Raw genomic sequence first — 12,676 nt, 5'->3', positions numbered from 1 at the left:
CGGAGCACGAGCGACGTCCGCCAGGACAATTTCGAAGTAAGTGGAGGGGCCAGGCGCTGGCCCGCACCACGAACACTCGGATCCACAGGAGTGATCACATGAAGCGCAGCAAGGGATACCGCGCCGCAACGGCGCAGTTCGACCGCGACGCCCTGTACAGCCCGGCCCAGGCGGCCAAGCTGGCCAAGGACACCAGCGTCGCCAAGTTCGACGCCACCGTCGAGGTGGCCCTGCGGCTGGGTGTCGACCCCCGCAAGGCCGACCAGATGGTCCGCGGCACCGTCAACCTCCCGCACGGCACCGGCAAGACCGCCCGGGTCCTGGTCTTCGCGACCGGTGACCGTGCCGAGGAGGCCCGCGCCGCGGGTGCCGACATCGTCGGTGCGGACGAGCTGATCGACGAGGTCGCCAAGGGCCGCCTCGACTTCGACGCCGTCGTCGCCACCCCGGACCTCATGGGCAAGGTCGGCCGTCTGGGCCGCGTGCTCGGCCCTCGTGGCCTGATGCCGAACCCCAAGACCGGCACCGTGACCCCGGCCGTCGGCAAGGCCGTCACCGACATCAAGGGCGGCAAGATCGAGTTCCGTGTCGACCGGCACGCGAACCTGCACTTCATCATCGGCAAGGTGTCCTTCGGTGAGCGCCAGCTCATCGAGAACTACGCCGCCGCCCTCGACGAGGTGCTGCGTCTCAAGCCGTCCGCGGCCAAGGGACGCTACGTCAAGAAGGTCGTCTTCTCCACGTCGATGGGCCCCGGCATTCCGGTCGACCCCAACCAGACGCGGGCGCTGACCGCCGAGCTCGACGCCTGATAGCAGACGTCTTCCGCGGAAGGCCTCAACCGAATGGCCATTCGGTTGAGGCCTTTCTTCGTTCTCCCGGACGACGCGCCCGGCTTTGCCGACGCGTAGTGTCTTAGTCAGGATCATCGGGGGAACGAAAGGATGAAGAGGAAATGCGCCGATTGGCTCCCGCACTTGCACTAGGAGCGGCCGCGCTCGTCGCGGTCGCGGGATGCGGTGCGCAGGGCACCAGCTCCCTCGGAAACGTCAAGCTCGCCGCGGCGGACGCGGTGCAGCAGAGCGCGCAGAAGGCCGAGGAGGTCACCTCCTACTCCGCGGACGTGGTTCTCGACGCCAGTGGCGGCGAGAAGGAGTCGGGCAAGATCCAGGGCAGCATGCTCTATCAGAGCAAGCCCCAGCTGGCCACGGACATCAGGCTCGACACGATCACCTTCGGCGGCCAGAACGTGCCCGGCGGGGCGCGGGCCATCCTGTCGGGTGACACGGTCTACGTGAAGTCCGAGCTCCTCAACAGGTTCGCCGGTGTCACCAAGCCGTGGACCAAGGTGTCGCTCACCGAGCTCGACGCCAAGGGGCAGTCCGAGATCAGGAAGTTCATGGACCAGGCCCAGCAGTTCGACCTGGCGGGCACCGTCAAGCTGCTGACCGCGTCGAAGGACGTCAAGGCGGTCGGCACCGAGACGGTCGGCGGGGTCGACACGACCCACTACAGCGGCACCTTCCCGGTCGCCGAGGCCGCCCAGCTGATCGACCCGGCCAAGCGTGAGCAGCTCCAGGAGCAGCTCTCGCATGCCAAGAACGTGAAGTTCGACCTGTGGGCCGACGCGCAGAGTCTGCCCCGCAAGGTGACGCTCAGCGGTTCCGAGAAGGACGCGACGTTCAACCTGACGGCGCTCTTCAAGGGGTTCAACGAGCCCGTGGAGATCACCGCCCCGCCCGCCGACCAGGTGGGTGACCTGCCCGAGCACCGCGGCGGAAACTGACGTTTCCCCGAGATCCGCGCCCCCGGCCCACCGGCCGGGGGCGCGCGCCTTTTCCCGGGCCCTGTCCGAGGGGCCTCGTCCGCGCCGGCGGCCGTTCCGGCATCCGGGGCCGGGAACCGTGACGACAGCCGTTCTGGGAACCGTGACGGTGGCCGGGCCGGGAACCGTGACGGCATTCGCGACGACAGCCGTTCTGGGAACCGTGACGGTGGCCGGGCCGGGAACCGCGATGGCATTCGCGACGGTGGCCGAGTTGGCATTCGTGGCGGCAGGACGTAAGCTGTCAACGCCGAAGACCGCCGGTCGTCGTCAAGTCGCATGGCTTGACGACTTAAGGATCCACGTCAGTGGACGGCCCGCGTAGGTTGTGATGTGAGTTTTCATCTGGACTAACCTCCTCATGTGAGCCCCGCGCGCCTGCGCCGGGGCTTGTTCGCTTTTCTGGGCCTTGCCCCGGCGGCACATCTGGAAGGAGGCCCATGGCGAAGGCAGAAAAGGCAACGGCTGTCGCTGAGCTGAAGAGCAGCTTCGACGGCTCCAATGCTGCCGTTCTGACCGAATACCGCGGTCTCACCGTCGCCCAGCTCAAGCAGCTGCGCGTTTCTCTCGGTGAGAATGCGAAGTTCGCCGTGGTGAAGAACACGCTGACCAAGATCGCGGCCACCGAGGCCGGGTTCAACCAGCTCAACGACCTGCTCGCGGGTCCGTCGGCGATCGCGTTCGTCAACGGCGACGTGGTCGAGGCTGCCAAGAGTCTGCGTGACTTCGCCAAGGCCAATCCCCTCCTGATCATCAAGGGCGGTGTCGTCGACGGCAGGTCGATGACGCCGGACGAGATCAGCAAGCTTGCCGACCTCGAGTCGCGTGAGGTTCTCCTCGCGAAGCTGGCCGGTGCCATGAAGGCGAAGCAGGGCCACGCGGCCGCCGTCTTCAACGCGCTGCCCACCAACATGGCTCAGCTGGTCGAGGCCCTGCGTGCCAAGCGCGAAGGCGCCGGCGAGTAGGTCCGCGCAGGCGGTCACAGGGGATTAACGCAAACCGCGGTCCCAACTTTCTTTAGTAGTTCAGATCCGTATGGAGGAACCACCATGGCGAAGCTCAGCACCGACGAGCTGCTCGACGCTTTCAAGGAGATGACCCTTCTTGAGCTGTCCGACTTCGTGAAGCTCTTCGAGGAGACCTTCGACGTCAAGGCCGCTGCCCCCGTCGCCGTCGCCGCCGCCGCCCCCGGTGCGGCCGCTGTCGAAGAGGTCGAGGAGCAGGACGAGTTCGACGTCATCCTCGAGGCTGCCGGCGAGAAGAAGATCCAGGTCATCAAGGAGATCCGCGCCCTGACGAGCCTGGGCCTCAAGGAGGCCAAGGACCTCGTTGACGGCGCTCCCAAGTCCGTCTTCGACGGCAAGGTCAACAAGGAGCAGGCCGAGAAGGCCAAGGCCGCCCTTGAGGGCGCCGGCGCTTCGGTCACCGTCAAGTAGTTCGTCTCACCGGAAAGAGCGGGTCCACCAGGTGCCGGTGGCCCGCTCTTTTCGTGTTTCCGCCCTCAGGGCGGCCCGTACGCGCCCGAGACCGGCTCGTACGGCTTTGTTCCACGCCGCCGGCCCGCACACCTGAGACCGGCTCGTCCGCGCCCCGGGCGGGGCGGGAGACGGCCGGTCGAGGCGCGCGTCGGTGGCGCGTCGGCGGTGAGGGGGAGCGCGGTCATCTGGCCGGGTGCCTGGCCGTTCCCGGTACGGGGTGCGGGGCCGGGCGAAATGGCCCGAGGCATGTGCGCGAAGGCCGTTATGCGGATCTGCGCGGCGGGTTATGATCCGGCGATCGGGGAGCATGCCGTTCCGGACGGCGAGGCAGCCGCGCTCGCCGGCCCGCGTTCCGCAGACCGTGCGATGGGAGAGAACGCATGGCAGTGCACTCCACTCGCTCCCGTCGCTCGCGCCGCTCCCGTCGCCCGCTCAGGATCGCGGGACCGGCGCTGGGAGTGTTGATCGCGGTGCTGCTGGCGGCCGCGTTCTGGGTCGGTGCCACCCTACGGGACGCTCAGACGGCCGCTGACGACAGGCAGGCGGCGCTGCGGGCCGCGGGGGCCCACGCCGTCCATCTCCTCTCCGTGGGCCACAGGAGCGTCGACGACGACATCGGGCGCATTCTCGGCACCTCCACGGGCGCGGCCAGGGCCGAGTACGCCAGGACCGCCGCGGAGCTCAAGAGGAGCACGGTCAAGGACAAGATCCTCCAGACGGGCGCGCTGCGGGCCTCGGGGCTGGTCTCGCTGCGCGGAGGCACGGCCCAGGTGATGGTGGTGGGCGACGCGGTGATCCGGCGGGACGGTGGCAAGGACGCTCCGCAGGAGCGGTTCTACCGGTGGAACATGGAAGTGACCAAGGTGGGGGGAGCCTGGCTCGTGTCCAAGGCGGAGCTGGTGCTGTGAGACGTGCCTCCCGGTTGGCGATCGGGCTCATGGTCGCCGTCGCGCTCGCGCTCGCGGCGGCCGTATGGATCATGTTCACCGACCTGAGCCGGCTGCGCGCGGACGAGACGGCGGGGCGGGAGGCGCTCGCCGCGGCCCGTTCGGTCGCCCCCGACATGCTGTCGTATGACTATCGTACGATCGAACAGGATTTCGCAAGAGCGGGTGGATACACCACCGGGGCGCTCAGCCTGCACTACCGGCAGCTGGCCAGGAGCATGGCTTCGCAGGCCAGGAGCCAGAAGACGGTGCAGCAGGCCACGGTGACCGGGGCCGGGGTCGAGTCGGTGGAGTCCGGAGATTCCGGCCGGGTCGAGGTGCTCCTCTTCATGAGCATGAGCACGGTCAGGACCCCCGCCGGGGAGAAGGAACCCCGCCGGGTCGTCAGCCAGAACCGGGCCAGGTTCATCATGGTCAAGAAGGATTCCCGCTGGCTGGTCTCGGAGCTCTCCACGCTGCTCGGAGACCCCCCGCCACCTTGATCGGCGCGTCGCTTTATTCAATTGTTAGTAAAGCCTTGGTTTGGACTGGGTCCGCGGTTGGGTACACCGGCCATGGCAGCGTCGATCGTCAGTCGGTCCCTCGGCTAGCGTTCGATCCGCCGTGTGACTCAGTGTCAGCCACACCAGGTCGGACATCGTCTCCGGCCTTGTGGTGTACGCAGGTCACCCGGTGGGAAAACTCCCAGGGTCTCGGCTATTTCCCGGCCGAAATGTCAGCTCCCGGGCTTGACGTTTCGGCTCTGACGGGCGATGCTGCGACCAACGTGGAGCTTGCAGCGAGACTGAGGTGGACAGGTGTATGCCGTTCGGCTACACTGCCCCTTTGCGCTGCCCTTTGACGACCCGCTTCTTTTGGTGCTCTGATGCATGGTCGTCTGGCGTGCGTGTAGTCAGTCCGCCGCGAGCCCTCGGAAGGACATCTGTTGGCAGCCTCGCGCAACGCCTTCGCCGTACCCGCCGGTCCCCGTCGTGTGTCTTTCGCACGAATTCAGGAGCCGCTAGAAGTTCCTGACCTTCTCGCTCTTCAGACCGAGTCCTTCGACTGGTTGCTCGGCAACGAGAAGTGGAAGGGGCGGGTCGAGGCGGCTCGCCAGGCCGGGCGCAAGGACGTTCCGGCCCAGTCGGGCCTCGAAGAGATCTTTGAGGAGATCAGTCCCATCGAGGACTTCTCCGGGACTATGTCCCTGTCGTTCCGCGATCACCGGTTCGAGCCGCCCAAGTACTCAGTCGATGAGTGCAAAGACAAGGACATGACCTACTCCGCCCCGATGTTCGTCACGGCGGAGTTCATCAATAACACCACTGGTGAGATCAAGAGCCAGACCGTGTTCATGGGCGATTTCCCGCTCATGACCGGCAAGGGCACATTCATCATCAACGGCACCGAGCGTGTCGTCGTCTCCCAGCTGGTCCGGTCCCCGGGCGTCTACTTCGACCGCAGTGTCGACAAGACCTCCGACAAGGACCTCTATGGATGCAAGGTGATCCCTTCCAGGGGCGCCTGGCTAGAGTTCGAGATCGACAAGCGTGACAGCGTCGGTGTCCGCATCGACCGTAAGCGCAAGCAGGCCGTCACCGTCCTGCTCAAGGCGCTCGGCTGGACCAGCGAGCAGATCCTTGAGCGTTTCGGTCAGTACGAGTCCATGCGCGCCACCCTGGAGAAGGACCACACGGCCGGCCAGGACGACGCTCTGCTCGACATCTACCGCAAGCTGCGCCCGGGCGAGCCGCCGACCAAGGAGTCGGCGCAGACGCTGTTGGAGAACCTGTACTTCAACCCCAAGCGTTATGACCTCGCCAAGGTCGGCCGATACAAGATCAACAAGAAGCTCGGGGTCGACAGCGAGATCACCCAGGGCACGCTCACCGAAGACGACGTCGTCGCCACCATCGAGTACATCGTCCGGCTCCACGCCGGCGAGGTCGAGATGCCCGGCGCCAACGGTGAGATCGTCGTCGAGACCGACGACATCGACCACTTCGGCAACCGCCGTCTCCGCACGGTGGGCGAGCTGATCCAGAACCAGGTCCGCCTGGGCCTGGCCCGCATGGAGCGCGTCGTCCGCGAGCGGATGACGACCCAGGACGTCGAGGCGATCACGCCGCAGACCCTGATCAACATCCGCCCGGTCGTGGCGTCGATCAAGGAGTTCTTCGGCACCTCCCAGCTGTCGCAGTTCATGGACCAGACCAACCCCCTGGCCGGCCTGACGCACAAGCGTCGTCTGTCCGCGCTGGGCCCCGGTGGTCTGTCCCGTGAGCGGGCCGGCTTCGAGGTCCGTGACGTCCACCCGTCGCACTACGGCCGCATGTGCCCGATCGAGACGCCGGAAGGACCGAACATCGGTCTGATCGGCTCGCTGGCCTCCTTCGGCCGGGTCAACTCCTTCGGTTTCGTCGAGACCCCCTACCGCAAGGTCGTCGAGGGCCGGGTCACCGACCAGGTCGACTACCTGACCGCGGACGAGGAGGACCGGCACGTCATCGCTCAGGCGAACACGCCGATCGGTCCCGACGGAACGTTCCTCGAACCGCGCGTGCTCGTCCGCAGGAAGGGCGGGGAGTTCGAGTCCCTGCGCGCCAACGAGGTCGACTACATGGACGTCTCGGCACGCCAGATGGTGTCCGTGGCGACCGCGATGATCCCGTTCCTGGAGCACGACGACGCCAACCGCGCGCTCATGGGCTCCAACATGCAGCGCCAGTCGGTGCCGCTGCTCAAGAGCGAGGCGCCGCTGGTCGGCACCGGCATGGAATACCGTGCCGCGACCGACGCCGGCGACGTCATCACCGCCGACAAGGCGGGTGTGGTCGAGGAGGTCTCCGCCGACTACATCACCGTGATGAACGACGACGGCACCCGTACGACCTACCGGGTCGCCAAGTTCAAGCGCTCCAACCAGGGCACCTGCTTCAACCAGAAGCCGATCGTCAAGGAAGGCGACCGGATCGAGGTCAACCAGGTCGTCGCCGACGGTCCCTGCACCGACGACGGCGAGATGGCCCTGGGCAAGAACCTCCTCGTGGCGTTCATGCCGTGGGAGGGTCACAACTACGAAGACGCGATCATCCTCTCCCAGCGCCTGGTGCAGGACGACGTCCTCTCCTCGATTCACATCGAGGAGCACGAGGTCGACGCCCGCGACACCAAGCTGGGCCCCGAGGAGATCACCCGGGACATCCCGAACGTCTCCGAGGAGGTCCTGGCCGACCTCGACGAGCGCGGCATCATCCGCATCGGTGCCGAGGTCGTCCCCGGCGACATCCTCGTCGGCAAGGTCACGCCCAAGGGCGAGACCGAGCTGACCCCCGAGGAGCGTCTGCTCCGCGCGATCTTCGGTGAGAAGGCGCGTGAGGTCCGTGACACCTCGCTGAAGGTGCCGCACGGCGAGCAGGGCAAGGTCATCGGGGTGCGCGTGTTCAGCCGCGAGGAGGGCGACGAGCTCCCCCCCGGCGTCAACGAGCTGGTCCGCGTCTACGTGGCCCAGAAGCGCAAGATCACCGACGGTGACAAGCTGGCCGGCCGTCACGGCAACAAGGGCGTCATCTCCAAGATCCTCCCGGTCGAGGACATGCCGTTCCTCGAAGACGGCACGGCCGTCGACATCATCCTCAACCCCCTGGGCGTGCCCGGCCGAATGAACGTCGGCCAGGTCCTGGAGACCCACCTCGGGTGGATCGCCGCCAGAGGGTGGGATATCACCGGCATCCAGGAGGCCTGGGCCGAGCGGCTGCGCGACAAGGGCTTCACGGAGGTCGAGCCGCGCACCAACATGGCCACGCCGGTGTTCGACGGTGCCAACGAGGAAGAGATCATCGGTCTGCTCGACAACACCCTGCTCAACAGGGATGGCGGGCGCATGGTCGGCGCGAACGGAAAGGCCCAGCTGTTCGACGGCCGTTCCGGGGAGCCGTTCCCGCACCCGATCTCCGTCGGCTACATCTACATCCTGAAGCTGCTCCACCTGGTCGACGACAAGATCCACGCTCGTTCGACCGGCCCCTACTCCATGATCACCCAGCAGCCGCTCGGCGGTAAGGCCCAGTTCGGTGGCCAGCGCTTCGGTGAGATGGAGGTCTGGGCCCTGGAGGCGTACGGCGCCGCCTACGCCCTGCAGGAGCTGCTCACCATCAAGTCCGACGACGTCCTCGGCCGCGTGAAGGTCTACGAGGCCATCGTCAAGGGCGAGAACATTCCCGAGCCGGGCATCCCGGAGTCGTTCAAGGTCCTCATCAAGGAAATGCAGTCGCTGTGCCTGAACGTCGAGGTGCTCTCCAGCGACGGCATGTCCATCGAGATGCGCGACACCGACGAAGACGTCTTCCGCGCCGCGGAAGAACTCGGCATCGACCTGTCCCGGCGCGAGCCGAGCAGCGTCGAAGAGGTCTGATCTAGAAGCTGAGGAGGGGATTACATAGTGCTCGACGTCAACTTCTTCGACGAGCTTCGGATCGGCCTCGCGACCGCCGACGACATCCGCCAGTGGTCGCACGGCGAGGTGAAGAAGCCCGAAACCATTAACTACCGGACGCTCAAGCCCGAGAAGGACGGACTCTTCTGCGAGAAGATCTTCGGCCCGACTCGCGACTGGGAGTGCTACTGCGGTAAGTACAAGCGCGTCCGCTTCAAGGGCATCATCTGTGAGCGCTGTGGCGTCGAGGTGACCCGCGCCAAGGTGCGTCGTGAGCGGATGGGCCACATCGAGCTGGCCGCGCCCGTCACGCACATCTGGTACTTCAAGGGTGTCCCGTCCCGTCTGGGATACCTGCTCGACCTGGCCCCGAAGGACCTCGAGAAGGTCATCTACTTCGCGGCCTACATGATCACGCACGTCGACAAGGAAATGCGCGAGCGTGACCTGCCGTCGCTCGAGGCGAAGATCTCCGTCGAGCGGCAGCACATCGAGCAGCGGCGTGACGCCGACATCGAGGCTCGCCAGCGCAAGCTGGAGACCGACCTGGCCGAGCTTGAGGCCGCCGGCGCCAAGGGCGACCAGCGCCGCAAGGTCCGCGAGGGCGCCGAGCGTGAGATGCGGCAGCTGCGCGACCGGGCCCAGCGCGAGCTGGACCGGCTGGACGAGGTCTGGAGCCGCTTTAAGAACCTCAAGGTCCAAGACCTTGAGGGCGACGAGCTGCTCTACCGCGAGATGCGCGACCGCTTCGGCCGCTACTTCCGCGGTGGCATGGGCGCCCAGGCCATCCAGGAGCGTCTGACCAACTTCGACCTCGCTCTCGAGGCCGAGAACCTGCGCGAGACGATCCGCAGCGGCAAGGGCCAGAAGAAGGCCCGCGCGCTCAAGCGTCTCAAGGTCGTGTCCGCGTTCCTGAACACCCGCAACTCGCCCAACGGGATGGTCCTCGACTGCATCCCGGTCATCCCGCCGGACCTGCGCCCGATGGTGCAGCTCGACGGTGGCCGGTTCGCGACCTCGGACCTGAACGACCTGTACCGCCGGGTGATCAACCGGAACAACCGCCTCAAGCGACTTCTCGACCTCGGTGCCCCCGAGATCATCGTGAACAACGAGAAGCGGATGCTCCAGGAGGCCGTCGACGCGCTGTTCGACAACGGCCGCCGCGGCCGCCCGGTCACCGGTCCCGGCAACCGCCCCCTGAAGTCCCTCAGCGACATGCTGAAGGGCAAGCAGGGCCGGTTCCGCCAGAACCTGCTGGGCAAGCGAGTCGACTACTCCGGCCGTTCGGTCATCGTCGTCGGCCCGCAGCTGAAGCTGCACCAGTGCGGTCTGCCCAAGCAGATGGCGCTGGAGCTCTTCAAGCCGTTCGTGATGAAGCGCCTGGTCGACCTGAACCACGCGCAGAACATCAAGTCGGCCAAGCGGATGGTCGAGCGTGCCAGGCCGGTCGTGTGGGACGTCCTCGAAGAGGTCATCACCGAGCACCCCGTGCTGCTCAACCGCGCGCCGACCCTGCACCGCCTGGGCATCCAGGCCTTCGAGCCGCAGCTGGTCGAGGGCAAGGCCATCCAGATCCACCCGCTCGTCTGCACCGCGTTCAACGCGGACTTCGACGGTGACCAGATGGCCGTGCACCTGCCGCTGTCGGCCGAGGCGCAGGCCGAGGCCCGCATCCTGATGCTGTCGACGAACAACATCCTCAAGCCGGCCGACGGTAAGCCCGTGACCATGCCCACCCAGGACATGATCATCGGCCTCTACTCGCTGACCACGCTCAAGGACGAGGACGAGAACGGTGTCGGCAGGGGCCGGGTCTTCGGCTCGGTGTCGGAGGCGCTCATGGCCTTCGACCGCCGCGAGCTGGACATCCAGTCGCTGATCCAGATCCGGATGAAGGGCGACGTCCCGCCGCCCCGCGGCTGGGCCGGTCCCGAGGGCTGGGAGGCAGGTGACAGCTACCGCCTGGAGACCACCCTGGGCCGGTGCCTGTTCAACCAGACCCTGCCGGCCAACTACCCGTACGTGAACTCGCAGGTCGGCAAGAAGCAGCTGTCGGTCATCGTCAACGAGCTCGCCGAGAAGTACCCCAAGGTCGAGGTCGCCGCGGCGCTCGACGCCCTCAAGGACGCCGGTTTCTACTGGGCGACCAGGGCCGGTGTGACGATCTCCATCGAGGACGTCATCGCGCCGCCGAACAAGGCCGAGATCATGGAGACGTACGAGCGCAGGGCCGACAAGGTCCAGCGTGAGTACGAGCGCGGTCTGATCACGGACGAGGAGCGCCGTCAGGAGCTCATCGAGATCTGGACGCACGCGACCAGTGACGTGACCGACGACATGCAGAAGGCGTTCCCGAAGACCAACCCGGTCTGGATGATGGTCCAGTCGGGCGCCCGAGGAAACCTGATGCAGGTCCGGCAGATCTCCGGCATCCGTGGTCTGGTGTCCAACACCAAGGGTGAGACGATCCCGCGTCCGATCAAGGCCTCGTTCCGCGAGGGCCTGTCGGTGCTGGAGTACTTCATCTCCACCCACGGCCAGCGAAAGGGTCTGGCGGACACCGCGCTGCGGACCGCCGACTCGGGTTACCTGACCCGTCGTCTGGTGGACGTCGCGCAGGACGTCATCGTCCGCGAGATCGACTGCGGCACCGACCGTGGTGTCCCGCTGCACGTGGCCGACCGCGACGCCCAGGGCAACCTGGTCAAGGCGGAGAACGCCGAGAGCAACGTGCACGGCCGCATCCTCGCCGAGGACGTGGAGGTGGATGGCAAGATCATCGTGCCGGTGGGTGTCGACATCAACGACATCCACGTCACCGCGCTGGTCGAGGCCGGTGTGGAGACCGTCAGGACCCGCAGCGCCCTCGTCTGCGAGGCCAAGATCGGTGTCTGTGCCACCTGCTACGGCCGCTCGCTCGCGACCGGCAAGCTCGTGGACGTCGGCGAGGCGGTCGGCATCATCGCCGCCCAGTCGATCGGCGAGCCCGGCACCCAGCTGACGATGCGGACCTTCCACACCGGTGGTGTGGCGGGCGCCGACATCACCCACGGTCTGCCCCGTGTGCAGGAGCTCTTCGAGGCGCGCGTCCCCAAGGGTGTCGCCCCGATCAGCGAGGCCGAGGGCCGGGTCCGCGTCGACGAGACCGACAAGACGCGGAAGATCGTGGTCGTCCCGGACGACGGTTCCGAAGAGGTCGCGTACCCGGTGTCGATGCGGTCGCGCATGCTGGTCTCGGACGGGCAGCGCGTCACGGTCGGCCACCAGCTGATCGCCGGCGCGGTCAACCCCAACGAGGTGCTGCGCATCCTCGGCCCCCGGGCCGTGCAGCTGCACCTCGTGGCGGAGGTCCAGCAGGTCTACCGCTCGCAGGGTGTGTCGATCCACGACAAGCACATCGAGATCATCGTGCGGCAGATGCTCAAGCGCGTGAACGTGCTGGAGTCCGGTGACGCCGACATGCTGCCCGGTGAGCTCGTCGAGCGGCCGCGCTTCGAGCGGATCAACCGCGAGTGCGTGGCGGAGGGCGGCACGCCGGCCTCCGGACGCCCGGTGCTGATGGGCATCACCAAGGCCTCGCTCGCCACCGAGTCCTGGCTGTCCGCGGCGTCCTTCCAGGAGACGACCCGAGTGCTCACCGACGCGGCGATCCACGCCAAGTCGGACTCGCTGCTCGGCCTCAAGGAGAACGTCATCATCGGAAAGCTCATCCCGGCCGGTACGGGCATGCCCCAGTACCGCAACATCCGGGTCGAGCCCACCGAGGAGGCCAAGGCCGCCATGTACACCGTCGGTGGTTACGACGGCTCCGCGGCCGACTACACCTTCGGCTCGGGCTCTGGTGAGGCCGTGCCGCTGGAGGAGTACGACTTCGGTCAGTACAACCGCTAAGTGGTCACAGGCGGCGCCCGGTTCCCGGAAGGGGGCCGGGCGCCGTCGGCGTTCCTCCCACCGGCGCCGTCTTTTTCCTCTCCCGCAGGTCCGGTAGCTGTGGATGTGGACCTTTCTT

The 12,676-nt window shown here is 66.8% G+C and carries 8 protein-coding genes; all 8 read left to right on the top strand.

Features of this window, described 5'->3' with window-relative positions; translation table 11 throughout:
* Positions 1–98 precede the first annotated feature (98 nt).
* The 8 genes from rplA (at position 99) to ACSDR0_RS12330 (ending at position 12,558) form a co-directional block, all read left to right on the top strand.
* Entirely contained in the window at positions 99–812 is a 714-nt protein-coding gene (gene rplA / locus ACSDR0_RS12365) for a 50S ribosomal protein L1 (RefSeq protein WP_435288905.1), read from the top strand.
* A 143-nt stretch (positions 813–955) separates the two neighbouring features.
* Positions 956–1,786, top strand: a complete 831-nt coding sequence (locus ACSDR0_RS12360) for an LppX_LprAFG lipoprotein (RefSeq protein WP_435288904.1) — start codon at positions 956–958, stop codon at positions 1,784–1,786.
* A gap of 479 nt (positions 1,787–2,265) precedes the next feature.
* The gene (gene rplJ, locus ACSDR0_RS12355; protein ID WP_435288903.1) at positions 2,266–2,790 is read left to right on the top strand and encodes a 50S ribosomal protein L10; all 525 of its coding nucleotides are present in this window, start codon (positions 2,266–2,268) and stop codon (positions 2,788–2,790) included.
* 84 nt (positions 2,791–2,874) lie between these two features.
* Positions 2,875–3,261 (top strand): 50S ribosomal protein L7/L12, encoded by a 387-nt coding sequence (rplL, locus tag ACSDR0_RS12350; protein ID WP_344746616.1) that lies wholly within the window; start codon positions 2,875–2,877, stop codon positions 3,259–3,261.
* A 422-nt stretch (positions 3,262–3,683) separates the two neighbouring features.
* A complete protein-coding gene (locus tag ACSDR0_RS12345; protein WP_435288902.1) occupies positions 3,684–4,211 on the top strand; it encodes a hypothetical protein in 528 nt (175 codons plus the stop codon).
* Positions 4,208–4,732, top strand: a complete 525-nt coding sequence (locus ACSDR0_RS12340) for a hypothetical protein (RefSeq protein ID WP_435288901.1) — start codon at positions 4,208–4,210, stop codon at positions 4,730–4,732. Before ACSDR0_RS12345 ends, ACSDR0_RS12340 begins: the two co-directional genes overlap by 4 nt.
* A 443-nt stretch (positions 4,733–5,175) precedes the next feature.
* Positions 5,176–8,643 carry a DNA-directed RNA polymerase subunit beta gene (gene rpoB, locus ACSDR0_RS12335; protein ID WP_435288900.1) on the top strand — a complete coding sequence of 1,156 codons (3,468 nt, stop codon included), beginning with the start codon at positions 5,176–5,178 and terminating at the stop codon, positions 8,641–8,643.
* Positions 8,644–8,670: 27 nt separating this feature from the next.
* Complete coding sequence (locus ACSDR0_RS12330) at positions 8,671–12,558, top strand: DNA-directed RNA polymerase subunit beta' (RefSeq protein ID WP_435288899.1); 3,888 nt, start codon at positions 8,671–8,673, stop codon at positions 12,556–12,558.
* Positions 12,559–12,676: the final 118 nt, after the last annotated feature.

The sequence above is a fragment of the Streptosporangium sp. G11 genome (assembly GCF_051192615.1).
Taxonomy (GTDB): Bacteria; Actinomycetota; Actinomycetes; order Streptosporangiales; family Streptosporangiaceae; genus Streptosporangium.
This window is presented reverse-complemented; position numbering and strand designations above follow the sequence as displayed.